This window comes from Pseudomonas juntendi, assembly GCF_021560075.1.
GTDB classification, from domain to species: domain Bacteria; phylum Pseudomonadota; class Gammaproteobacteria; order Pseudomonadales; family Pseudomonadaceae; genus Aquipseudomonas; species Aquipseudomonas juntendi.
The window spans coordinates 5,276,354-5,299,079 of sequence record NZ_CP091088.1 but is presented as its reverse complement, the minus strand read 5'-3'; the positions used below and the strand labels follow the sequence as shown (position 1 = coordinate 5,299,079).

Here is a 22,726-nt window from a genome sequence, read left to right as displayed (position 1 = left end):
GACAATCCGCCATCGGGGAGAAAGATTGTCCTGAAAAATGAGACAACCTGTGCAGCCCTGTGGGCGCGGGTTTCCCCGCGAAGCGGCCCGCACAGGAAACACACTGACTCAGGCCCCACCAAACTGTGCCCGATACTGCGCCGGCGTCATGCCAATCCGTTCGCAGAACACCTTGCGCATGTGCCGGTCACTGCCAAACCCGCACTGCGCCGCCACCACCTTCAGTGGCAGGTCGCCGCATTCGAGCAACTGGCGGGCGCGGTCGATGCGCGCATTCTGCAGGTATTGCAGTGGCGTAATCCCCACCTCGCGCTGAAACGTGCGGGCAAAGTTGCGCCCGCTCATGGCCACCAGGTCGGCCATTTTCTGCACGGTGAAGGCCTGCTCGATATGATCGACGATGTATGCCTGCACCCTCGCCACTGGCGAGTCGTCGCGTGGCACTGCCGCCAGCAGCGGCCCATACGGCGTTTGCCCTCCTTGCCGGTGGCGCGCCACCAGCAGCACCTTGGCCACTTCCAGGGCCAGTGCCTTGCCGTGGTCTTCGGCGATAACTGCCAGTGCCAGGTCAATGCCCGCCGTAATGCCACCAGACGTGATCAGGCAGCGATCGATGACATAGATCTGCTCGGTTTCAACCTTGGCCGCGGGAAACGCCTGCGCCAGGCGCTCCACGTAGTTCCAGTGGGTGGTGCAACGGTAGCCGTCCAGCAGCCCGGCCCGGCCCAGCAAAAATACCCCGGTACAAATCGCCCCGAACCGCTTGGCACTGCGCACGGCGTGGGGTAACCAGCGCTCGAGCACTGGCAGCGCGATGTCGTACGCGCCAGGGCCACCGGGCACCAGCAGCAGATCCACGGCGGCAGGCAGGTCTTCGAGGCGTAGGTCGGCCACCACCTTCAGCCCGCACGAGCCACGCACCGCCGCCTGCCCCTCGGCCAGGGTGAGCAACTGGTAGCGCCGCTCGGCCGGCAGGAAACGGTTGGCGATGGCGAATGCATCCATAGGCCCCGTCACGTCCAGCAACAGCACATCGTTGAACAGCACCATGGCTACGGTGCGGTGGGCGGTTTTTTCCTGCATTGCTTTTATACCTTGAATCCTGGGTGCGGCTGACGGCCTGTAACTGAATATGAAACGCATCTTATGGTAGCGGCAAACCCGCCAGGGCCAGCACCGCACAATTAAGAACAATTCAGCTTTGGCTCAGGACTTTGTCATGTGCCGGGGGTGAGACTTTCCCTACTGAACAGGAGAGTCGCCATGCACGACGGGACGCCTCAAATGCCGCTGCAACCCCCTGGGGCCCTGACGCCTGCACGGTTGCGCCTGGCCAAGGAACTGATGCTGCGCAGCTCGCTGCCGATCATCGAGATCGCCGGCCTGTGCAACCTCACACGCAGCCATTTCTCCCGAGCTTTCAAGGTCAATACCGGGCTTTCGCCCCAGGCCTGGCGCCTGCTGGCACGCATGGAAAAGGCCAAGCGCCTGCTTGCCACCGAGGCGCCCATTACCCACGTGAGCCTGGAATGCGGGTTCTGTGACCAAGCCCACTTCACCCGTGCCTTCAGCCGCCTGGTCGGCCAGCCGCCGAATGCGTGGCGCCAGGCCCAGGCCTATTCTTAAGCCGGAGCTATTCACGGGTATAGCCCCCTGCGGGTAGTACCGCGCCGCTTTTCCAACCGAGGAGTCACCCCCATGAGCCAACCCGATTACAAGCGCCTGAACAAAGACGACGCCGTGGTACTGCTGGTGGACCACCAGACCGGCCTGATCTCGCTGGTGCAGGACTTCGCCCCCAACGAGTTCAAGAACAACGTGCTGGCCCTGGGTGACCTGGCCAAGTTCTTCGGCCTGCCGACCATCCTCACCACCAGTTTCGAGCAAGGCCCGAACGGCCCGCTGGTGCCGGAGCTCAAGGCCATGTTCCCGGACGCGCCCTACATTGCCCGCCCAGGCCAGATCAACGCCTGGGACAACGAGGATTTCGTCAAGGCGATCAAGGCGACCGGGCGCAAGCAACTGATCATTGCCGGCGTGGTCACCGACGTGTGCGTGGCCTTCCCGACCCTGTCGGCGCTGGCGGAAGGTTTCGAGGTGTTCGTGGTCACCGATGCCTCGGGCACCTTCAACCCAACCGTGCAGCAGGCAGCGTGGGTGCGCATGACCCAGGCGGGCGCGCAGATGATGAACTGGTTCTCGGTGGCCTGTGAGCTGCACCGCGACTGGCGCAACGACATCGAAGGGCTGGGCAACCTGCTGTCGCAGCGCATACCCAACTATCGCAACCTGATGAACAGCTATGCGGCGCTGACGTCGCGCTGATTCAGCCCTGAACCGGCCTTGCAGCGGGTACACCCGTTTCTGCAGCGTGGTATGCGCAGGTGCGGGGTGCACCGTGAACAGGCCGGCACAGGCTAGCGGTCACTGACCGGCAGGGTGAAGCTAATCCGGCAGCCGCCCAGCTCCGACACCAACGCCTGCAACTGGCCGCCGTGGGCCTGTACCACCGAATTGCAGATCGCCAGCCCCATGCCCATGCCGCTGCCCTTGGTGGTGTAGAACGCATCGAACACGCGCTCGCGTTCTTCAACCGCAATGCCCGGCCCGTTGTCGTCCACACAGATCTCTACCTGCCCCGCAACTACCGCCGAGGCAATGCGCAGCACGCCATCGGCACGGTACCCCGCCAGCGCCTCCAGGCCATTGGTGATCAGGTTGAACATCAGCTGTTGCAACTGCACCGGGTCGGCCACCACGCTGACCCCCGCGTGCAAGTGGGTTTGCACCTGCACTGCACCCTTGGCGGCATCGGTCGAGGTCAGGCGCACCACCTCGCGGATCACCGCGTCCAGCTTCACCGCCTGGCGCTGCAGCGGTGCCTGCTTGGCCAGCGAGCGCAACGCCCGCAGGATGTTGGCAGCACGCTCGCTATCGTTGCGGATGTCCTCCAGCCCGGCCATCGCTTCTTCGAGGTCGGGCTTTGCACGCTTCAGCCAGCGCAGGCTGGCGGCGGCATTGGCAGCGATACCCAGCAACGGCTGGCTTATTTCGTGGGCAATCGAGGCCGACAGTTCGTTCATGACTTGCAGGTGGGCAGTGCGCGCAAGCTCTGCGCGAGAATGACGCCGTTCCGCCTCTATCTGCGCCCGGCTCTGGTTGTCTTCGGCCAGGCGTGTGTAGAACTTGGCCGTCTGCAGTGACACCGCGGCCTGCGCCGCCAGGATCTCCAGCATGGCCAGGCGCTGGCTGCCGAACAGGCCGGGTACCAGGCGGTTTTCCAGGTACACCAGGCCGATCAGCACCCCCTGGATCACCAGGGGCAGGCACAGTACCGAGCGGGCACCACGTGCCTGCAGGTCCTGGCGAAAGGCTTCGGGGCAATCGCTTTGCGCATCACTCAGCACCAGCGGCTTGCGCGTACGCATGGTGGTGTTGATGACCGACAACGGTGCCTGGGTCATGAATTTCTGGCAATTGTCCATGTTCACGTGCAGCCCGGCATCGTCGATGTAGGCGAGGGCGGCCATCTGGAATTCGGCACCGCTGACGATCAGCAGCGCACCGTGGTCGGCGCCGGAGTGCTCGGTCAGGTGGCCCATCAGGGTTTCGATCAGGCCTTCCAGCAGCACCTCCTCGGACAGCGCTCGCGCCGCTTCGATACCGGCCTCGAGGTCCAGCCTGGCCTGCTGCGTGGCACGCTGGGTTTCCTGGATCGGCTGGGTGCGCAGGAACGGATGCAGGGTCTCGAGTTGCTGCACCTTGCCGGTTGCGCCCCAGATGTGGAAACAATCGCGAGCGACGCGCAGGTGCAGGTTGGCACCGGAAATCAGGCCGCTGGGGATGCACACTTCCGCCAGTTGCTCATGGGCCAGCGCCTGTTCGTGGATGAAGCCGGCAGCGGTGGCGGCGATCTGGGCCTGGTCGAAGCAACGAATGGCGGCCAACCCGTCGCCCTCCAGCTTGGCGATCACCCCTTCGATCAGCAGCAATTTGTTGCGGAACGTGGCCGGGTTGAAGCCTGCCCAGTGAGCGAAGCGCTCACGCAATGCCTGTAGTGCGTGCAGCTTGTCGGCAAGGCTGCCGGGGGCCTCCGGGCTGCCCAGGAGCAAGCCACGGAACAGGTGATAGTCGGCCAGGTTGATGTGGGCCGGCGCGGCCCAGGCGTAGTCGCCGGCCCGCGCCAGGTCGGCCATGGCCTGCGTATGGTTGCCCAGGTAGAAGGCGCTCATGCCGGCGAACAGGTACTCGAAGAACCGTGTAATGGGCGAGTTCGAGGGTGCGGTTGCGGTCGTGCCGGTGGTGCCGCTGAGGGCGGCGACGAACGCTTGCTGGGCCAGCAGGGTCTGCGCCACCTCCAGGTAGCCATGCCGGCGCGCAGTGGCCAGGCCCTGGGCGACTTCCTCGGCCACTTCCGGCAGGTAGCGGCCCATGATCAGCGAGTCGGAAACCAAGTGGTTGCAGGCATGGCAGCTCATGGCCAGGTCGCCGCTCAGGTGCGCCGAATCGACGGCCTCCACGGCGGTGCGGCGGGCCAGCTCCATGGGCGACGTCCAGGCACTGAGCTGGTCCAGAGCGAGCAGCGCGCTGCTCAGGTCGGCCTCCAGGCCGTGGCGCTCGATCAGCTTGAGCGCCGCCAGGCAGCAACCATGGCCATCGTGATAGGCACCAAAACGCTCGGCGCACATCACCCCGTACCAGGCCAGGCCGTAGGTGCTCCCTGGCGCCACGCCATGCAGCAACGCCAGCTCCGTGAGCTTGGCCAGGTGCAGGAAACACAGGTCGTCCTGCACCAGGAAGGATGACGACAGGGTCGCCAGCAAACCCACTGCCACTACCACCTCTTGCGAGTCGGTGCGTGGCAGCGACTCCAGGCAGTGAAGGCCTTTCTGCTCGATCAGGCTTTGCACACGGGCATGGCTGGCTTGCACCTGGTGTGGGTCAAGGCCTGGCGCGAGTTCGATACCCAGCATCCGCAGGCCGCCAAGCGCGCTGGCGATGGCAGCCTGGCAGTTACCCTGCAAGGTCTCCAGGCGTGCCTGCAACTGGCACACCCTGGCCCGCTCCAGCGTCGAGCCGGCACGCTGGCGGCATTCAGCCAGGCGGGCCTGGGCGGCGACCGTGCGCGACAGTTGCAAGTCGCACTCCGTTGCCATGCTGGCAATGGCAAAGCCAAGCGTGGCGCGGCTTTCCAGCGTACTGCAGGCTTCGAGCAGCTGTTGTGCCGTGTGCAGGTAGCCGGCGGCCTGCTCATAGGCGCGGCTGTCACGCGCCCGCTGTGCCGCTTCGTACGTAAGCTGCAGGAAGGTTGCGCAGTCATTTGCGGCAAACCCGCACGGGCTGGCGCGTTGCAGCTGATGGGCAATCTCGAACAGCAGCGCCTGCAAGCGGTCTGGCCAAGCCCCGAGCATGGCCAGGGCAATGCGCGCATGCAGCGCTTCGCGCTCGTGCCCTGGCGTGAGTTGATACGCCGCTTCCTGCACGCGGTCATGCACGAAGCCCAGGCCGCTCTGGCTCGACAGCAGGAAGCCCGCGGCAATCAGGGCCTGCACCGCAGTGCCTGGCGCCCGCCCCAGCACCCGCTGCAATACGCCATTGTCGCAGCGGCTGCCTGCGGCGCTGGCGATGCGCAGTACGTCGCGCTGTGGCGCGGGCAGGCGCGCCAGGCGGTGGATCATCAGCTCGGCGACATTGTCGGCGTAACGGTGCCGGGCCACGGCCTGTGGGCACCACGACCAACGCATGGCCTGGGTATCGAAGAAGAACAACTGGTCTTCGACCATGGCGCGCAGGATCTGGTGGATGAAGAACGGGTTGCCTGCGGTCTTTTCATGTACCTGTGCAGCCAGTGCCAAGGCGGCTTCGGCATCCACGTGGTAGCGCTCGGCGATCAACTCGGCCACCGCGCCAACGGCCAGCGGGCGCAGGTTCAGGGTGGTGCTGCGCAGTGTGTGAGGGACGCTGGCCGGGCCTTGGGTAGTGCCGGTGTCGCTGCGTTGGGCAAAGATCAGCAGCAGGTTGCCGGGCGCGTTTGCCAGCAGTTGCGCCAGGAGCTGGCGCGAGGCCTCATCGACCCACTGGATGTCGTCGATGAACAGCACCAGTGGCAGGCCGGGGCGGCTGAATACTGCAAGGAATTCGACCACGGCCCGCAGCTCCTTCTGCAGCGCCATGGGGGTAAGTTTGCCTGGCAGTGGCGGCAACGCGCCGAGCACTAGCTGCAGGTCTGGCGCCAGTTTGCCCAGCAGCCGGCCGTGGCCTTGGATGCGGCGCAGGATGTCGTGGCGCAGGGCGTCGAGTTCGTGGCTGTCCTTGGCCAGCAACTGGGTGGTCAGGGCGCCGAGGATTTCCACCCAGGGCGCGTAGGGCGCAGCCTGCGACACGCTGTTGCACTTGCCGACCGCCCAGTACCCTTGAGCATTGGCCTTGAGTGCAGCGGCCACCAGGCTCGACTTGCCCATGCCTGCGGCGCCTTGAATATGCAGCACTTGCGGCGTGCTGTCGCGGCGCAACCCCTTGAGCAGCAGCGCAATGGCCTGCTGTTCGGCATCGCGGCCATACAGGCGGCTGCCATGGGCGGCGACCGGGTCGGCGCAACCTGGTTCAAAGGCCGCCATGTGTTTGCTGGCAGCCCATTGCCGGTGGCAGTAGCCCAGGTCCACGGCCAGGGCGTGTGCGCTCTGGTAGCGTGCGTCCGGTTCCTTGGCCAGGGCCTTGGCCAGCACGCTGCTCAGCGGCTGCGGCACGCGGTTGTCGACTTCGCAGGCGGTCTTGGGTTGTACCCCGGCATGCAGCTGACGCCAGTGCTGGGTATCGCGCCCGGTCAGTGGCAATTCACCGAGCAGGAGCTGGTACAGGATCGCCCCCAGGGCATAGATGTCACTGCGCAGGTCGTTGTTGCTGCCGTGCGGGCAGACTTGCTCGGGCGCCAGGTAGGTCCAGTTGCCGAGCGGCATGCCTTGCTTGCCGAGCGGATGCGCAGGTGTTGCACGGAACCCGCCCAGCCGCACCTGCAAGTTGTCCTGCACATGCACATGGTCTGGCTGCAGGGCGCCGTGCAGTACATGGCTTTGGTGGGCCTGGGCCAAGGCAGTGGCGGCGTTCAGCGCAATCTCCAGGAACGGCTCCAGCGCCAGCCGGCCTTCGCTGAGCAGGTCGGCGATGGAGTGACCGGCCGGGTACACCAGCAGTGGGCCTTCGGGGGAACGCACGAACGCGCACGGCACCACTGCCCACTGTGGGTCCAGTTTCAGCCGGTAGTCGCGCTCCAGGCGCTGACAGGCGGCGGGCGCTTCGAGCGGTGCGCGCATGGCGAGCCAGGCTTGCCCGCTGGTGGGGTCGCACAGGCGGAAGCAACTGAGCTCGCCATCCTGGCCCAACGCTGTGATGTCGCAGTTGTTGAGCCAGCTTTCGTCGACTGTCTGGTCGTAATCGATGGGCCTGTGAGCAAGGCGTTCATCGCGCATGAAACACCCCCCCTGCTGGCGACATCCTGAGACGTGAGTATACGCAGCCAGCCCAAGGGGAATGCGGGTTGCAGCCCGCTTGGCAGGAACGGGCACGCTGTTGTCCGTTATCGTCCCCTGGCCTTTTCCGGGCGCTTGTATAGTGCCTTGAACACCCTATCCCTCGGGATAATTGTTCCACCGCATCCGCTGGCCTAGGCTGTTCGTGGCTGCGCGAATGCCCGTGCCCGTGCGAGGAAGCCATGATCCGAATAGGCAATGCCCTGGTGTCCCTGGAGCGCCGCGAAGTGTTGCTCGACGGTAAGCCCATGCTGCTGGGCGGGCGTGCGTTCGAGGTGCTGGCCACACTGATCAGGGCCAAGGGCCGGGTGGTCGACAAGGAAGAATTGTTCAGCCAGGTGTGGGCCGGCACCGTGGTCGAGGACAACAACCTGCAGGTCCAGGTGTCGTTGCTGCGCAAGGCATTTGGCGACCGTGGGCTGATTCAGACCGTACCTCGGCGTGGCTACCGGTTGGCGGCCGAGATCAGCTTCGCGGCCCCAGGCCGGGCATTGGGGGCTTTGCCGTTGTGCGCAGGCGCCGACACCCTGGAGCCATCCGGCGAAAGTGCGGATGTGCCAGTGCTGGTGGTTGATGACGACCCATCGGTACGCACGGCGCTCGGCCGGCTGCTGCGCTCGCAGGGCATACCCCATCATCTGTTCGCCAGTGCCGAGGCGCTGTTTGAAGCCCGGCTGGAAACCCCTTACGCCTGCCTGTTGCTCGACATGCACCTGCCCGATATCACCGGCTTGCAAGTGCAGGAAACGCTGCGCCAGCTGGCGCTGCCCTGGCCGATCGTGTTCATGACCGGCTTTGGCACCATTGCGATGACCGTGCAGGCGATGCGCGCAGGTGCCGTGGAGTTCCTCACCAAGCCTTTTGACGAGGAGCAGTTGCTGGCCCTGCTGGGGACGCTGCGGGTGCGTGCCGTGGCCGAAGGGCGCAAGTGGCGCCATGCCCGGCTCGTGGCGGAAAAGTACCAGCGCCTGACCCCGCGTGAGCGCCAGGTGTTCTCGCTGGTGGTCGACGGCCTGTCGCACAAGCAGATCGCCAGGCAGATCGGCACCAGTGAGGTGACCACCAAGGTGCACAAGAAGAGCATCATGAACAAGATGCAGTCGCGCTCATTGGTGGAGTTGGTGGCCATGCACAACGTGCTCGGCACACAGCAGGAGGGCATGGGCGGCGCATGAGCAGATGGGTATGCATCGTCGATGACGATGCTTCGGTGCGCAAGAGCCTGGCCAACCTGCTGCGTTCAGCCGGGTTCGAGACCCTGACCTTCGCCGGCGGTGCCCCGTTCCTGGCGTCTGAACGGGCAGGGCAGGCCGGTTGCGTGCTGCTCGATCTGAAGATGCCCGGCATGAGCGGGCTGCACGTGCAGCGTGAGCTGGCGCTTCGGCAATGGCCGATAGTGGTGATCTGCATGTCGGCGCATTGGGATGATGCCGCCATGCACGCGGCGACGCGGCTGGGGGCGCTGGAGTGCCTGGGCAAGCCGTTTTCTGAAGAGGTATTGCTGGCGGTGGTTGAACGGGCATTGGCTGGCCGCCAGTAAACCAGGGGGTGGTGCAGGCCCTTGCCTGCAAGGCCACTGCGCAACCTAACTGCTCCCCGGCCGATACTGCAGGGCCTCGGCCAGATGCGCCCGGCCAATGGTCTCGCACCCCTCCAGGTCCGCCAGCGTTCGCGCCACCTTCAACAACCGGTGTGCCGCGCGCAGCGATAACGTCAGCCGCTCGCAGGCATTTTCAAGCCAGACCTGGTCGGCGGCTTTCAAGGCACAATGCCGGCGTAAACCTTCGAGATCGAGGAAAGCATTCGCGCAGGCCTGACGCCCGTGTTGCAGCGCTCGGGCCTGTGCCACTTTCACAGCCACAGCGGCACTGGTTTCACCGCTAGGCTGGTTGTTCAGCGTGGTGCTTTCGCGGGCCACGGTCAGGTGCAGGTCGATGCGGTCCAGCAGTGGCCCGGACAGTTTGTTGCGGTAGCGGGCGATCTGCTCGGTGCTGCAGCGGCAACGGCCGGTCGGGTCGCCGAGGTAGCCGCAAGGGCAGGGGTTCATGGCCGCCACCAGCTGAAAGCGCGCGGGAAAGCGTACCTTGTCGCGGGCCCGGGCAATCACGATTTCACCGGACTCCAAAGGATAGTCTTTTCTCACACATTTACTAAGCTAGTCGGGGATGATTCAGGCGGCTACGATGAGATCACCTACCGATAAGAAAGGATTCACACTTATGCTGCAGGCAATGGCTTTTCGAAATGCAACAGGACATTTGGGATTCATTCAAAAGGACGGTGACACAATAAATTATTTCGTGAATACGGATAATGAACTCTATTCAGTAAACGGAACAAATAGCTGGAAATCTTGGGTTCAACAGGTCGAGGGCGGATATCTCTCTGGCGATAAAGAAACCATTACAAAAGCGTCAATAGAATACTTCTTGCACGGTTATTTTGAAACAATAAATATAAATATCGTCGAAATTGCAGATGTAACGCGTCCGGGAAGTTACTACCCAAGAATAGATCGGGAGAATATTTACTTCAATTACGTGAATGAGCAATTTTTACAAGACGTTAGGGCATACCAAAATATCCAAGCCAGTCTTGACCAGCTATTCAACTATATCGAACCGTCAATTGCCAATCTGTCTGCATATGGCCATAAAATACGAGAACTTTTGATACTCGCATGCACGGAGGTTGAATGTCTTTTAGTAAAAACTCTTCTTGAAAACGGATATCAGCAAAGAGACAGGTATTCAACAAATGACTATGTAAAACTCAAGAGCATCCTCGGTTTAGATAGATTTGAGGTGAAGCTAACTCAGTATCCAAGCCTAAAAGCATTCAAGCCATTTCACGGTTGGGATGATGGAAACCCGACAAAAACGCTTCCTTGGTATAATGCTTATAATTCGGTGAAACATAATCGAAGTGATAACATCACAGACGCAAATTTTGAGCATTTACTAGATGCCATGTCTGCAATACACATTTTACTTGAGAGCCAATACGGGAAAGATATATTTGAGCGTTGGAGTGGGCGGACTGAAGATAGAAGTATTTTCAAAACCACAACGCGGCCGAAATGGGCATGTAACCTCGTTAGTTCGCCGATATTTACGGCGGGGTATGACATTAAAGCCAGTTGGCCAGAAAAGCGTCAATACTTTGTAGATCATAAGTAACGGCGTATTTTGCCGTCCTTAAAGGCTTCGTGCCACGGTATTTTAGATAGAGGCGGTTTTGAGTGCCGGGACTTGTACCGGTGCGAGAAATCGCCGGAATAGGTGTTATGAGACGCTACGCGGTGCCGTGCGGTGGCCCGGCTAAGCTGGTGGTCGCTTCGCTTTGAAAAAACAACCATCGTCGGCGGGATAAACCGCCAAGGCGTCAATAAATGTCCGTATGAGATAAGAACGGAAATTTACGCCGGACACAAAAAAAGCCCTTTTTATGGGCTTCTGTTTTCTACTGCGTTTTTAGTAACCGACCATATCGACTAGCATTTTATAACGCTGATTTTTCTCGTTGAATACCGCCATAAACTCAACACCATCTACCTCAAAGCACGGGTGAAATAACGCGGGCCTTGTGGCTTTTTTTGGCGTGCTTTCTACTTTTTCATAGTCATAAGGTTTGCTACCTGCGATCAACGTAAAATGACCGATGTTACATTTTATTTTCTTGATCACCCTGCCGCCTTTTACCAATGAAATCCTAGCGACATACTCTTTCCTAACTTCTTGAAACTTGAAAAAGTCGACTTCGGCGTTGTCGTGAAAAACTTCTAGCACTGCTGGAACAAATGGAATGCCATTTATTGGCTTCAATTCACCCGCTTCAATGAGCTTTGTATATCTTTGCATCTGCGACAAAGAAGACACTGGCTTGTAGGTCTTTTCAATGCAAAATTTTATCGCGGCAAAATCATAATCATGTTCATCAAGATCGATGATGTGTATTTTCTTGGATCTGGCTTCTGTATATTCATCTGATTTGAAATAGTCTCTAAATACAGCGTTAGCTATATTTAATCCATTCAATGAATTGCTAACGATAAAATATTTGCCCGATCTTTTATTTGTGTAAGTTTTATCGACGCCTAAAAGAGCTGATGAACGAAATGCGTCATAAGCCAGATCTCTAACGTTAAATTTTTTTGGTTTAGTGATAATAGTATTTAGCATAAATCTCCTTTCTTGTGTTGTTACTCCCATTAGAACATATGATAAATGTTTGTCAAATTAAACCGCCAAACTTTTTAATGATTAAAGCGGTATGGTTGAACCCTATTTAAAGTTAAGGTCGAACCTTAAATATATTTTCAATCTGCTATTGACAAGAGTTTTATGGCTTACGAAAGCCAAAAATTAGCGGTTAGAAAAATCTCAAAACACGAAAAAATCGAAAATTCGTTGAAAATATTTCGCCGTGTTTTTCATGAAAAATATTTTGTCAAAATAAACCGCCAAGAAAATCACAAGCACAAAAAAAGCCCCAGTGAAGGGGCTTCGGTATCGCTGTAAAACGTCAGGCGGTCGCCGGGACGCCTCCCAGTTTCTTGATCAAAGCATCGAAGTCCGCGACCTTGTATTTCTCTTTCAAGCTTTTCAAATAATCGCCGTATTTAGTGAAGCCTGCCGCTTTAACGGCTTTTTCAAGTTCGGGCTTCATCTTGCCTTGTGATGCTTCTTTCAGCACAACCTCAACACCATCAATCACGACCTTATATTGTGGTTTTGCCTCTTTTGGTGTCTTCTCGCTCACGCTCTTGGCGTTTTTGGCGGGGCTTTCTACGTTGTAGTAGGAATGCACCACGCCCACAAATTGAGGCACTTCATAACCGTATTTTTCGCGTAGAGCATCAAGCTCTTCGACAAACTTGATTACCTTTGCTTCATTTTCATCAGCTTCAAGCTTCTTGATTTGTTCAACCAGAGCTTTTTGCTGTGCAAGTAGGTCAAGCAATTTTGACATTTTCAACGATCCTTATTGAGATCATGGAGGAATGGGGAGTAGCTTTTTTTAATCTTGGCGTAGAACTCTGACCAATGATCATCAACAATTTTTGAAATTGTATCTTTTACATTTTCAAGATTTTCTTGGCTTTCGATTTCTGACTGTCGATAGCCTAGGGTGTAAAGTATGACATAAAGAGCGAATGGTTTTAATGCCGATTTTAAGGCTGTTTCAACGCCAAACAAGCTCAGGTCAACGCCTGACTTAACGTCTAGCACTTCGACACAATATTCATCGAAATGGAGGCAATCCAACGCTTTACCGTCCCGAGGATCTCTCGCCCATTGGCTGTGCAACGTTTCTAAAATGATTGATTTATTAACGACTAGCTTTTCAAGGATCAAGATTTTCTAGCCTCTCCATGGACAAAATCAGGATCTTAAAATCAGTTCGTAGCTTTGTCAAAATAAACCGCCAAGGTCAAAGATTTTAGGGTTTTGATTATAGATCCACCAGAATGGCTTTTGACCTTCGCTTACATATTTTATATATAGATTTACGAAGTAAATATCTTTTCTTTTCGTGAAACGTGCAAATAAAGCTTAGAGAATAAGGAAACTTCAAAAATCTCGGTTAACGCTCTTTATTTTTTCACGCTAAAAAAGAAGCCTTCGGTTAACGCTCTTTATTTTTTCAAGAGGTTTATCTTTTAAAATATGGATAATTTCAAAGCATGATAATACGGTTAATAGCATTTGTTAATTTTTTGCTGTTTTAATCTTGTAAAAAGAAAATTATATGGTCTAATTAGTGTATAACAAGGTAAAAAAATAACCATGAAATACATTTTAAAGGAAAACGGCAAAGAAAAAGAAGTGTTCAAGCTCAAAGGTTACGTATCAGTACCTCGCATTTTTTTAGCCTTACCATTGTTCAATACAATAAATGCTCACAAAGAGCCAAGGGGCTTTGAAATAGCTAAAAATCACAATGCTAAAAACATACATATTGCTTCAACATCATTGACTATATTCAATGACTTTGAGGTGTTTCTTTTTATTTTGAGAAAGGTATATAGCAGTAAAAGCAATGAGTTTGAATTCACCCTTGATGAAATTATGAATGACTTCGATGTTAAAACATCGCATAGAACAATGTATTTTTCGATATTCAAGAAGTCAATTAGAAAGCTCAATAAAATCAATATTGAGTATGAAGAAGAAACAGAAGAAGGAACTAAAACCGTTTTTCTTAACTTCATCACCGGCGAACTGACTAAAAAAGGTGGAAAAATTGAAGTATCAAAGCGTTTTATTGAGTTTTTTGGGAGCCTTAAAGAGCTTTATGAAATAGACACTAAAATGCTGAGCTTATTAACCAATGAATATCAGCGTATTCTTTATGTGTTGTACGTTTGCAATAGACGCAACAAAACAAATTATTTCAGCGTTGAGATGTTGAAAGAACGTTTCCGCATCAGCGACAAAATGCCTGATAAAACATTCGTAATGAAAATAAGAAAGGCAAATGAATCCCTTAAAGAAATGGGATTAATTGAAGGATTTAACGAAGAAAAAGCCAATCGAGCAACTACAAGATTTTTAGTCAATTATAGCTATAACTCGCTATACAAAGACTTTAAAGAAAAGAAAGAAATTGCTGAGAAAATTAAAGTTTCGAAAGCCGAAAAGAAAGCCGTAAAAAAACTAAATTTAGACGCTTTTGCTAGTGATATAGATGATAAGTTCAAAGAAGAAATAGAACGCCAAAACAACACAAATAACGAGGTGAAATGATGGAGCAAAAAGAAATCAGAGAAATCGACTTAAAGCATGTTAGTGCTGCCGCTACGGCTTTAATTCAACACATTGAAAGCATATTGCCGAAGATCCCAAGCGAGCGTGTACGCCAGCTTGTAGCGATGAAATTGGGTCAGGCCATAGCTCAGGGTGGGAATGAAAAATTGCTGCGTCAAATCCTCTTATTGGCGGTTACAGCGATAGAAAAAAGTGAGTTGATAGAGCACAAGATAGCAACCAATGATGTTGAATTTAACCCGATCACGGGTGAAATCATGAGTGAGTTAAACGTCATTCCAGCCGTTGATGCTGTGATCAAAGTCATGAAAGAGGTAAAAGAGAAAACACCGCCAAAAGCAACGCAAAAACCTAACAATCCACAACGATCAGGAGAATGATGAACGACGAATTTTCTGTGTTTTATGTGTTACATGATCTGATCCCAATCGCTGTGGTTTTGGGTCTTTGTTGCTTTGTTGTTTCCGTGCATTTATTAATTGAATCCGAAAGCAAAAAAAATTTCACATCAAAAGAAATTAAAATCACTTGGATCTTGATGGCCGTTGGTCTGCTTCTATTAATAAGCCCCGGCGTTACAAAAAAAATTGTATTCAACTATTTTTCGCCAGAAAGTTTTTGTAAATTTGAGAAGGGACGCGATCAACGTCTTGAAGAACATTGCGTGTTTCATGTAAAAATAAAGAAAATGATTGAACATCGATCAGGAGAACAATGAATGCAAGAAATTTAATCACATTTTTAACGCTGCTTTTCCTTCCAGTCATCGCATTCGCTGATGACGTTACGCAAGCCAGAGGCGAAACGATTTTCGCATGGCAACGCTTAGTTTTGGTTTTTTTCTTTTTACTCGGTTTAGGCCTTATGGTGGTCGCTGGTTGTAAGTTGACGCTAGTGGGCGAGCAAGGTCAAAAGAATGCTAAGACCGTTCCTTTAATGGCGTTATTTTCTGGCGTTTTACTTATGAACGTAACGGCAACCCTTGGTGTCTTCGGGAATACATATTTTGACGCTAGTGAGGCATGCTTCATCATCACTGATGGCGGATCTATAAACAGTGCTTGTATGGACACAGAAATTAGCGGATTAACGGGCGAACTCAAAGCACGAGTTGAAAAGCTTTCGAGCGGTAGCACCGCTGAGGAATTCGTCAGAAATATAAAAATTGTTTTAGCCGTTTTTCAATCAATTGGATTGATTTATTTTGGCATAGGCATTTGGGGTTTATATGAGGTTTCCAAGGGTTCTGCTCAAAATGGATACGGCAAACCTGTCATCACAATGTTTGCGTCGGCTCTGATTTATGATCTACCACACACCGCCCAAATGGCTATCAATACGCTCACAAACATAGGAATTAACTTTTAGAAAATACTACGGAGAATTTTATGAAAAAAATGATATTGCTTTTATCGCTTTTACTCTCAGCTGAGGTTTTCGCTTCTAATAATGAAGCCCCCGACTGGTGGTCTACAAGCGAATGTAGACACAAAAGAAACTTAACATACTTGAAGTTGCTAAAAGATGGCTGGTCATCAAAAGACGCAACAGAACGAGTTGATGAAAATTTCAAAAGTTGCATCTGCTTATCGAGTGATGAAACTAAAGCCGGTGTAAATTCTTTGCTTGAAAGCGGATTTGAGATTGAAATGATTTTGTCAAACCCTACGCGTGTAATTTCTAGACCGATTACATATCGTGATTTTATTATTTACAGTGTAAAGAATGAATGTTACTTAAACGTTCAAAAATCCGAGCTTTGTGAAAACTCTGCGTTTTTGAGTGCTGCTAGTCAATCATTTAGAATTTTCCAAACATATGATGCTAAAAACAAAACTTGCAAATTGGATTTAGAAAACGAGTTTTTCAAGTAATACCCGACAGATTTTTAGCGTGATTTGATTTGTTAATATTATTATATATAATAATATTAACAACATCATTTTACGCCATGTTTCAATCCAGATTATTTTTTCTTTCAACACTCGCGGTCATAGCATCGTGTGCGTTTTTAATTTCTATTGCAATTCAATATCCAGAAGCCATATCGAACAAGAATTTAGTGTTTTTAATTTTCTTGGAATGCTTCGCTATTTTTAATCTTTTCCAGATGAAGTCAGTAATCTGTAAAGAGAAAACCAAAACAAACAAAACCAACGAGGAAATACAATGAAAAAGCCAATATTTTTAATAACAGTTTTAGTCGCTTCAATGTCTGCTCATGCTGCATACATTGTGAAAATCCCAGTCGAGCAGGCGTCTGGTGGTTTCTTAACAGATAGCAGTATCGCATTCGTCAAACCGGGTGACGCTGGTTCAAACCCTTCCAATCCGTCTAATCCGTCTAATCCAGAAACACCAGTAACCCCGGAAAATCCGGGTGAAAATACTGATGATGGATCAGAGACTGAGCCAGTGCGTAACCTAGTCGCCACAATGGATTTCGGCCCTGTGTCCGGTGAAACCAATTTATTCACAAGCAATAGACTGAATGGCTTTGTGTTGAATACATCAACATTTGCCATTAAAGGGGAGTTAGAACATGGACGTAACTACTACATCAGCAACAACGGAAACAAAGAATGTGCGTTTATTGCTGACGTTTGCACAATGAACAAAAATTGCGTCTATTCAAAAGCTAGTCTAAGTGGTCAATACACAATTTTGTCCATCAGACCTAGCGAAGCGGCTTCGTGTTTGACAGTGCGAAAAGACTGGGTTACGGGTGGGAATTTCCTAAGCGGTGTCATGATTTACGACAACCCTAAAACAGAATGAGAAAACGCCTTGTGGCGTTTTTTTATTGAGGCTTTGGAATGTTGCGGCTACGTCGATTTTGTTTTTTCTGCTCATGACGCTGGCTTTCAGCTTCCTCGTTTTTGTCTTTAATTCCCTTTTCCAATACACGCATTTCCGAAAACTTGTCTTCAATACTGTTAGCCGAAAAACTATTAGTTAAGTCAGTCATTGCATTAACTAGGCCAGCAAGCACGCCGCCCACTGGGCCGCTTCCATGGACTTTGCCGTTTTTGAATTCATCATGAAGCTTACCAGCGTCTACCAATTCACCAATGACGGCGGCTGCTCCTGACTTTGATTTATTCTGTTCATCTGGATCTTTTGCTTTATTGCTAAGCGGATTGCTTCCGTCTTGTTTATACGATGAGCTTCCGAATTTTTGCTTTTCTTGTTCAAGCTTAAATTTGTCCGCTTGGGTTGGTGAATAACCTAACAGCGTATGGCCTTTTTTATCCAGCCCCATAAGATGGAATTGAAGCCATATTTGACTTTTCGCATAGTCACTACCGCCGATCTTGAAAGCAGTGGGCTTTTTGACGTTCTCTGTGAGCTTCTGCAAGCCCGCTTTCACAGCCGTTGGGCTGTTGTTGTTGAAATCCACACGGCCACGCATTGCGTCGTATTTAAAGGCTTTCTTGTTGGTGTCCTTGAAGAAGAAATCATGACCGTTGCGGCTATCGAATCGGGTATCCAAAACACGATTGGATTTCTTTTTCTTCGCCTCGTACTGGTCGAGGTCTGCTTGTGTGACATACATGTCAAAGCTGATGCCGCCCATTTCGCGTTCTGGGGCCTTTTTCACGCCTAGACGTGCAAGGGTGTCACTGAACTGGGGATCGTCGCCAAAACGGGCTTTTAGGGCCTTGTAGGAGCCACCAACATCTGAGGCTTTGAATACCATCCCGTCTTTTTCGAGCGAATAGGCATTGTTGCCGTTGGTGATCAACGTGTAGCCATCGCGGTCAAGGAATTCGAGGAACTCGCCAGCCGTCATAGCCTTGTCAGTAGCTGCGGCTACGGCTTCCTTGAACAAGGTTTTTTCGGATTTTTTGCCTTTTTTCTCGTAACGCCATTCGTTCGATGATTGCGGATTCGTCGGCATATCTGGTTTTAGAAATTTCCTGTTTTCAACGATCTTCAAACCATTCGCCATTTCTGTCTTGTGCAAGGCTTTTTCAAATAGCTCGTAGTCGTTTTTCTGGTTGTAGATTTTCCCGGCGTTGTCTCGCTTGTTCCATACCAAGTGAACGTGAATTTGATCGGTGTCAGTATGCACGCCCCAGCGGTGCTGGTGGTTGTCTATGTCGAGCACTTCACGCCATACGCCTAACGCCAACTCGGCGGCTTGCTCGGGTGTGAGGTTGTCGTCAGCGTCAAAGCTGATCATTTCGTGCATGCCTACATTTTCTTGTTTTCTACCTGACTTATTTTCATATTTGTTGTTGACCTGATCGCACTTTTTTACGCCGAGCTTCACGAAGTCTGCAACGTTGGTTTTTTCAAATTTCGCTTGGCTACCGCCAACCAACGCGGCTTTTTCAAGTGCGTAATTCATCGCACGGCCCATTGATCCGCTGTCAGGTAATTTGCTTAATTCTTTCCTGATCATTTTGAACCTCTCTTTTTAATCACCGCCTTTGTGTTTTTTTCAATCACAACGGTTTCAAGAGCGTCAAACTTAGCGATGACTTGTTCGAGGGTTTTTATGTCTTGCTCTGTGAATGCCTCCCCGGCGTTCACCTTCCTAGCCATCTGGTTTAGGTTGTTACCAATTGAGCCAAGCATTTTTTCGATTTTTTCGAAAGAGGCGAGCAATGTAGGGTTATTGATTTCGATGATTTGATCAAATCCATCATTGACGATTTTTTTGATCAATGCTGTTTTAGTTATTGAAAGGTTCGAAGCGAGCTTGTTGATTTTTGCAATGTCTTCTTTGCTAGCTCTTATTGAGATTTTGTCTTGTGCCATGTGTCTCCTGATCTAAATTTATTTGGTGAACAAAGGCCGGGGCCTGTTGTTAATAGTTTTTTGTTGAAGGTTGACGGTTGCCCGTCATTCTTCAAGTTATTCACCGCCTTGTTCGTAACAATCCCAACAAAGGCCAGCTTTTAGATATGCGTGGCTATGTTTGTTTGCTTTGAACTCTAAGCAGCTTTTGCACGTCCTTACGTCATTCTCACCATCGTTATAATAAGCACCATCATCATCTTCATCTGTATTGTCGAACGCTTCACTGTCATAGTAGCAATTGTATTCATCCATCGTAATCCTCACAGTTAGGTTTTGTTTTTTCTGTAACGTCCGAAGGCGTTACATTAGGCTTGCTTTTGACTTTGCTTTTGACTTTTAATTTTCAAACGAAGTGCAGAAAATCAAGCTCGGAAACGGAATAAAAAAGCACGAAGTGTTTTTTATGACCGACAATTTAACGAAGTTAAATGTCGGACGTTTCCATTGCTTGCCTGTCTTTTAAAGCAACCTATAATAATGTTGTATCATATATTTTAATGTTTTCAATATCGTCCGACATATCTGTACGACATAGAAAGCGTCCGACATTTTAGAAAGCGTATGACAAAACGTCCGACATAAACCGTTTGATTGTTAGACCATCAATGCAATCTTTAACCGTTTGATTTTTAGACCGCATAAAAAAGGCCATCCAAGATCGGACAGCCTCTATAATCGTTTGATGGTTAGACTTTTAAAACTGAGTTCATCTGCTCGTTCAAATTATCAATGCCAAATTCTTTCAATGGATTGTGAAGCGTGAACTTTTTACCAACCCGATAAATTTCTGCGTCTGCTTTGTCCCTGACCGTCATGAACAGGGTGCGGGTTTTGGCTTCATAGTTGAAGATGAATTTGAAGCCATTGGACTTAAAGAAGTAGTTAAGTTTCAAGCGGCCTTCATCACTGCTGTAAAGGTCGATAATGTCTTTGTAAGAATAGATTTCAAGGCTGCTTTCAGCATTGTCTATTTGAACGCTTAACGCATCTACATCAGCTTTAGCGTTTTCATATGCTTGCTCTGCATCCGACATTTGTTTTATGAAAAATGAAGGAATACGGCCATCACTGAACTGTGAGAATGAAGCTGTTAAGTTTTCATAGATTGATTTGGCTTTCGCAAGTTCGTTTTCTGCTTTGTAGAATTCTGTTTTTACTGCTTCCGTCGCTGTTGATTTGCTGAATAACGACAGAAATTGATTTCCGAAATTTTCTATATTAATTTCATCATCCGCTAGCGTGCTATCGTAGTCTGCTGGCATTTCACTCGCCCATGGGTGAGCATCAAAGTCTTCTTCGCAAGTCAATTGCTTAACTAGTTGCAGTAAAGTGCCAAAAGCAAAATCAAATCGGAATCGGGGAACATCGCAATGACTTAAGGTCTCTTTACGTGTCCAACAGTGGAAGTAGCCATATTTGATACCTTTTTTATTCATTGATTTTTCAAACATAAGGCTTTGACCGCAAACAGCACATTTGACGCAATGCTTAAAGATATTCAAATATCCTTCGGTGTTACGTCCATAATCTTTTACTTTGCCGCGTTGCTTCATTGCTTGCAACGCATCTTGGAATTCTTTGTGCGTCAGAATTGCGGGATAGTAGTTTTCAATGTAACGCTCAAATACCTTCGTTTTGCCGTCTCTTTTTTGTGACATAAGAGTGCCGATGGGGTAGCGGCTAGTGAGCATTAAATGGACAGTTTTACGTGACCATTTGCGTTTTGATGTGAGATTTACTTTTTTCAGCGTGTTTGACACGCCTTCATATTTCAAGCCTTCAAAGATTTTTTTAATCTCAATGGCTTCATCCTCTACAATTTCAAAGCGGTTTTCTTCGGGGTCATATCGTAAGCCGTACGGCGGATTATGAGCGTTGAAAGGCACGCCATCTGTTGCTTTTGTCTTTGCTTTGTTCCAAGCCGAACGCCGACGCTTTGACTTGATTTCGCTTTCTTCGTTTGCACGTTTAGCAATAAGACTTATCATCAAAAGATTTTCAAAATCTTTCTCAGGGTCTTCATACGAATAGGTTTTGTTGTCTGTCGTAGTGTAGAGCTTCACACCTTTTTTCAAGATTCCGTCTTGGATCAGTGCGACGCCATCAAGCACCCGCATACGGGTGATCCTGTCGATGCTTTCAACGACCAAAAAATCACCCTTCCTGATTTCCCCGGATTCGATCCGATCAAGAATTCCTTTGAGCTTCCCTTTTTTTGAGTTTTCCCCGGTGAACGCTGACTGACCGGGATCGATAATGGTTTCTACGACTGGGACGCCCGTAGACGATGTGAAGAATTCCAAGGGGCTTGTCTGCCGGTCATAACTGTCCTTGTCGTCACCACCCTGCACGGTGCTAGACCAACGGACGTAAGCGATTGCCAAAGGCTTGGATCGGTCGATTTTCAGGGTTTCCATGTGTCCTAGTCCCGACGTTCAAAAGTGTATGATACGTCTATCCGCTCTCCAATGGCTCGCGTAACACCTCCAGCACGCGGCGCTCGAATTCCGGTAGCTCGTCAAGGAACAGCACACCGTGGTGGGCGAGGGTGATTTCGCCAGGTTGCGGCCGGCTGCTGCCCCCCACCAGTGCCGGGCCAGAGGCGGAGTGGTGCGGGTGGCGAAAGGGGCGCTGCGGCCAGTTGCTCAGCGGTGCATGGCCGCTGACCGACTGGATCGCCGCCACTTCCAGCGCCTCGTGCTCGTCCAGCGGCGGCAGCAGCCCGGGCAGCCGGCTGGCGAGCAAGGTCTTGCCGGTGCCGGGCGGGCCGGTGAACAACAGGTTGTGCGCCCCGGCGGCTGCCAGCAGCAAGGCGCGCTTGGCTGCCAGTTGCCCTTGCACCTCGCTCAGGTCCGGGTAAGGCCGTTGCTGCAGGATCAAACCGTTGGCCGCATAGGGCGCCAGGGGCACCTGGCCGTTGAGGTGGGCAACCAGCTCCAGCAAGTGCCCCACGGCATACACCGCCAGGCCGCTGGCCAGGCTGGCCTCCTCGGCGTTTTCCCGTGGCACCACCAGCGCCCGGCCTGCTTCGCGGGCCGCGAGTGCCGCCGGCAATACCCCCTGCACCGGGCGCAACGTGCCAGACAGTGCCAGTTCGCCCAGGCATTCAAGCTCGGCAAGGGCCGCGATTGGCAGTTGACCGTCGGCGGCGAGGATGCCCAAGGCAATGGCCAGGTCGTAGCGCCCGCCATCCTTGGGCAGGTCGGCGGGGGCGAGGTTCTGGGTGATGCGCCGTTGTGGGTAGTTCAACCCGGAATTGACGATGGCGCTGCGTACCCGGTCTTTGCTTTCCTTGACGGTGGTTTCCGGTAGGCCGACCAGGGTGAGGTGCGGCAAGCCATTGGTCAGGTGCGTTTCGACGCTGACCGCCGGTGCCTGTACGCCCACCTGGGCGCGGCTATGGACGAGGGCTAGGGACATGGACGCTCCGTTGTCGCGGGTGAAGGCCGCTTCCTGCGGTAGCGCACAGGATAGCCAGCGCTCCTACTGCCGGCGCAAGAAGTGTGCGTCGTGGTTTTTCCGGGCAGGGATTTATCGCGGATTTTTACACCTCTGAGCAAAAGGTGGATCCAATATTCTTTGCGCAGGGGCCGGGTATGGCTTAGTGTTGTTGGGCAACTG

At 52.1% G+C, this 22,726-nt stretch carries 20 protein-coding genes and 2 pseudogenes; 12 read left to right on the top strand and 10 right to left on the bottom strand.

From position 1 onward, the window contains the following. Positions 1-108 precede the first annotated feature (108 nt). Positions 109-1,083 carry a GlxA family transcriptional regulator gene (locus L1P09_RS24460; protein ID WP_054905178.1) on the bottom strand — a complete coding sequence of 325 codons (975 nt, stop codon included), beginning with the start codon at positions 1,081-1,083 and terminating at the stop codon, positions 109-111. Between the two features lie 180 nt (positions 1,084-1,263). On the opposite strand from L1P09_RS24460, the gene L1P09_RS24455 reads away from it, so the two are divergent. Together L1P09_RS24455 and ycaC are read left to right on the top strand one after the other, a co-directional pair. Continuing rightward, positions 1,264-1,626, top strand: a complete 363-nt coding sequence (locus tag L1P09_RS24455; RefSeq protein WP_054905177.1) for a helix-turn-helix domain-containing protein — start codon at positions 1,264-1,266, stop codon at positions 1,624-1,626. A gap of 72 nt (positions 1,627-1,698) precedes the next feature. Continuing rightward, positions 1,699-2,325: an isochorismate family cysteine hydrolase YcaC gene (ycaC, locus tag L1P09_RS24450; RefSeq protein WP_009681634.1), complete on the top strand. Its 627-nt coding sequence runs from the start codon at positions 1,699-1,701 to the stop codon at positions 2,323-2,325. 92 nt (positions 2,326-2,417) lie between these two features. On the opposite strand, the gene L1P09_RS24445 is transcribed toward ycaC, so the two are convergent. Then, positions 2,418-7,466 carry a trifunctional serine/threonine-protein kinase/ATP-binding protein/sensor histidine kinase gene (locus L1P09_RS24445; RefSeq protein WP_232892088.1) on the bottom strand — a complete coding sequence of 1,683 codons (5,049 nt, stop codon included), beginning with the start codon at positions 7,464-7,466 and terminating at the stop codon, positions 2,418-2,420. Positions 7,467-7,708: 242 nt separating this feature from the next. Here L1P09_RS24445 and L1P09_RS24440 point away from each other — a divergent pair, with 242 nt between their 5' ends. Both L1P09_RS24440 and L1P09_RS24435 read left to right on the top strand, forming a co-directional pair. Continuing rightward, on the top strand, positions 7,709-8,701 hold the full coding sequence (locus tag L1P09_RS24440) for a response regulator (protein ID WP_125854677.1): 993 nt from the start codon (positions 7,709-7,711) through the stop codon (positions 8,699-8,701). Next, entirely contained in the window at positions 8,698-9,066 is a 369-nt protein-coding gene (locus tag L1P09_RS24435) for a response regulator (protein WP_009681637.1), read from the top strand. Before L1P09_RS24440 ends, L1P09_RS24435 begins: the two co-directional genes overlap by 4 nt. A 45-nt stretch (positions 9,067-9,111) precedes the next feature. On the opposite strand, the pseudogene L1P09_RS24430 reads toward L1P09_RS24435, so the two are convergent. Further along, positions 9,112-9,654, bottom strand: a pseudogene (locus L1P09_RS24430) (ATP-binding protein); the annotation flags it as partial. 91 nt (positions 9,655-9,745) lie between these two features. Between L1P09_RS24430 and L1P09_RS24425 the strand changes: the two are divergent. Next, positions 9,746-10,705: a hypothetical protein gene (locus L1P09_RS24425; protein WP_235768243.1), complete on the top strand. Its 960-nt coding sequence runs from the start codon at positions 9,746-9,748 to the stop codon at positions 10,703-10,705. 294 nt (positions 10,706-10,999) lie between these two features. Here L1P09_RS24425 and L1P09_RS24420 read toward each other — a convergent pair whose 3' ends face one another. Continuing rightward, positions 11,000-11,707 carry a hypothetical protein gene (locus tag L1P09_RS24420; protein WP_235768242.1) on the bottom strand — a complete coding sequence of 236 codons (708 nt, stop codon included), beginning with the start codon at positions 11,705-11,707 and terminating at the stop codon, positions 11,000-11,002. A gap of 162 nt (positions 11,708-11,869) precedes the next feature. Here L1P09_RS24420 and L1P09_RS24415 point away from each other — a divergent pair, with 162 nt between their 5' ends. After that, on the top strand, positions 11,870-12,046 hold the full coding sequence (locus L1P09_RS24415; protein ID WP_235768241.1) for a hypothetical protein: 177 nt from the start codon (positions 11,870-11,872) through the stop codon (positions 12,044-12,046). Positions 12,047-12,050: 4 nt separating this feature from the next. Here the strand turns inward: L1P09_RS24415 and L1P09_RS24410 are convergent, their stop codons facing one another. Both L1P09_RS24410 and L1P09_RS24405 read right to left on the bottom strand, forming a co-directional pair. Next, on the bottom strand, positions 12,051-12,497 hold the full coding sequence (locus tag L1P09_RS24410; RefSeq protein WP_235768239.1) for a hypothetical protein: 447 nt from the start codon (positions 12,495-12,497) through the stop codon (positions 12,051-12,053). Positions 12,498-12,499: 2 nt separating this feature from the next. After that, positions 12,500-12,883 carry a hypothetical protein gene (locus L1P09_RS24405; RefSeq protein ID WP_235768238.1) on the bottom strand — a complete coding sequence of 128 codons (384 nt, stop codon included), beginning with the start codon at positions 12,881-12,883 and terminating at the stop codon, positions 12,500-12,502. A gap of 432 nt (positions 12,884-13,315) precedes the next feature. On the opposite strand from L1P09_RS24405, the gene L1P09_RS24400 reads away from it, so the two are divergent. From L1P09_RS24400 to L1P09_RS24375, 6 genes are all read left to right on the top strand, one after another. Further along, on the top strand, positions 13,316-14,275 hold the full coding sequence (locus tag L1P09_RS24400) for a RepB family plasmid replication initiator protein (RefSeq protein WP_235768235.1): 960 nt from the start codon (positions 13,316-13,318) through the stop codon (positions 14,273-14,275). Next, complete coding sequence (locus L1P09_RS24395; RefSeq protein WP_235768233.1) at positions 14,272-14,676, top strand: hypothetical protein; 405 nt, start codon at positions 14,272-14,274, stop codon at positions 14,674-14,676. Before L1P09_RS24400 ends, L1P09_RS24395 begins: the two co-directional genes overlap by 4 nt. Further along, entirely contained in the window at positions 14,676-15,014 is a 339-nt protein-coding gene (locus tag L1P09_RS24390; RefSeq protein WP_235768231.1) for a hypothetical protein, read from the top strand. Before L1P09_RS24395 ends, L1P09_RS24390 begins: the two co-directional genes overlap by 1 nt. Next, a complete protein-coding gene (locus tag L1P09_RS24385; protein WP_235768229.1) occupies positions 15,011-15,664 on the top strand; it encodes a hypothetical protein in 654 nt (217 codons plus the stop codon). Before L1P09_RS24390 ends, L1P09_RS24385 begins: the two co-directional genes overlap by 4 nt. Positions 15,665-15,684: 20 nt before the next feature. Then, positions 15,685-16,170, top strand: coding sequence for a hypothetical protein (locus L1P09_RS24380; protein ID WP_235768227.1), 486 nt, complete (start codon positions 15,685-15,687; stop codon positions 16,168-16,170). A gap of 295 nt (positions 16,171-16,465) precedes the next feature. Beyond that, positions 16,466-17,074 (top strand): hypothetical protein, encoded by a 609-nt coding sequence (locus tag L1P09_RS24375; protein ID WP_235768226.1) that lies wholly within the window; start codon positions 16,466-16,468, stop codon positions 17,072-17,074. A 22-nt stretch (positions 17,075-17,096) separates the two neighbouring features. Here L1P09_RS24375 and L1P09_RS24370 read toward each other — a convergent pair whose 3' ends face one another. The 4 genes and pseudogenes from L1P09_RS24370 to L1P09_RS24355 all read right to left on the bottom strand — a co-directional run. After that, complete coding sequence (locus tag L1P09_RS24370; RefSeq protein WP_235768225.1) at positions 17,097-18,704, bottom strand: relaxase/mobilization nuclease domain-containing protein; 1,608 nt, start codon at positions 18,702-18,704, stop codon at positions 17,097-17,099. Beyond that, complete coding sequence (gene mobC / locus L1P09_RS24365; RefSeq protein WP_235375573.1) at positions 18,701-19,063, bottom strand: plasmid mobilization relaxosome protein MobC; 363 nt, start codon at positions 19,061-19,063, stop codon at positions 18,701-18,703. The genes L1P09_RS24370 and mobC overlap by 4 nt, the downstream gene beginning before the upstream one ends. A gap of 728 nt (positions 19,064-19,791) precedes the next feature. Then, positions 19,792-21,522: a recombinase family protein gene (locus L1P09_RS24360; RefSeq protein ID WP_235768224.1), complete on the bottom strand. Its 1,731-nt coding sequence runs from the start codon at positions 21,520-21,522 to the stop codon at positions 19,792-19,794. Between the two features lie 40 nt (positions 21,523-21,562). Next, positions 21,563-22,525: pseudogene (locus L1P09_RS24355) on the bottom strand (YifB family Mg chelatase-like AAA ATPase); the annotation flags it as partial. Between the last annotated feature and the right edge of the window lie 201 nt (positions 22,526-22,726).

Bases quoted from the DNA above. Each gene is read 5' to 3' on its own strand.
- L1P09_RS24460 (WP_054905178.1), bottom strand. From the start codon at position 1,083: ATGCAGGAAAAAACCGCCCACCGCACCGTAGCCATGGTGCTGTTCAAC.
- L1P09_RS24455 (WP_054905177.1), top strand. From the start codon at position 1,264: ATGCACGACGGGACGCCTCAAATGCCGCTGCAACCCCCTGGGGCCCTG.
- ycaC (WP_009681634.1), top strand. From the start codon at position 1,699: ATGAGCCAACCCGATTACAAGCGCCTGAACAAAGACGACGCCGTGGTA.
- L1P09_RS24445 (WP_232892088.1), bottom strand. From the start codon at position 7,466: ATGCGCGATGAACGCCTTGCTCACAGGCCCATCGATTACGACCAGACA.
- L1P09_RS24440 (WP_125854677.1), top strand. From the start codon at position 7,709: ATGATCCGAATAGGCAATGCCCTGGTGTCCCTGGAGCGCCGCGAAGTG.
- L1P09_RS24435 (WP_009681637.1), top strand. From the start codon at position 8,698: ATGAGCAGATGGGTATGCATCGTCGATGACGATGCTTCGGTGCGCAAG.
- L1P09_RS24425 (WP_235768243.1), top strand. From the start codon at position 9,746: ATGCTGCAGGCAATGGCTTTTCGAAATGCAACAGGACATTTGGGATTC.
- L1P09_RS24420 (WP_235768242.1), bottom strand. From the start codon at position 11,707: ATGCTAAATACTATTATCACTAAACCAAAAAAATTTAACGTTAGAGAT.
- L1P09_RS24415 (WP_235768241.1), top strand. From the start codon at position 11,870: ATGGCTTACGAAAGCCAAAAATTAGCGGTTAGAAAAATCTCAAAACAC.
- L1P09_RS24410 (WP_235768239.1), bottom strand. From the start codon at position 12,497: ATGTCAAAATTGCTTGACCTACTTGCACAGCAAAAAGCTCTGGTTGAA.
- L1P09_RS24400 (WP_235768235.1), top strand. From the start codon at position 13,316: ATGAAATACATTTTAAAGGAAAACGGCAAAGAAAAAGAAGTGTTCAAG.
- L1P09_RS24395 (WP_235768233.1), top strand. From the start codon at position 14,272: ATGATGGAGCAAAAAGAAATCAGAGAAATCGACTTAAAGCATGTTAGT.
- L1P09_RS24390 (WP_235768231.1), top strand. From the start codon at position 14,676: ATGAACGACGAATTTTCTGTGTTTTATGTGTTACATGATCTGATCCCA.
- L1P09_RS24385 (WP_235768229.1), top strand. From the start codon at position 15,011: ATGAATGCAAGAAATTTAATCACATTTTTAACGCTGCTTTTCCTTCCA.
- L1P09_RS24380 (WP_235768227.1), top strand. From the start codon at position 15,685: ATGAAAAAAATGATATTGCTTTTATCGCTTTTACTCTCAGCTGAGGTT.
- L1P09_RS24375 (WP_235768226.1), top strand. From the start codon at position 16,466: ATGAAAAAGCCAATATTTTTAATAACAGTTTTAGTCGCTTCAATGTCT.
- L1P09_RS24370 (WP_235768225.1), bottom strand. From the start codon at position 18,704: ATGATCAGGAAAGAATTAAGCAAATTACCTGACAGCGGATCAATGGGC.
- mobC (WP_235375573.1), bottom strand. From the start codon at position 19,063: ATGGCACAAGACAAAATCTCAATAAGAGCTAGCAAAGAAGACATTGCA.
- L1P09_RS24360 (WP_235768224.1), bottom strand. From the start codon at position 21,522: ATGGAAACCCTGAAAATCGACCGATCCAAGCCTTTGGCAATCGCTTAC.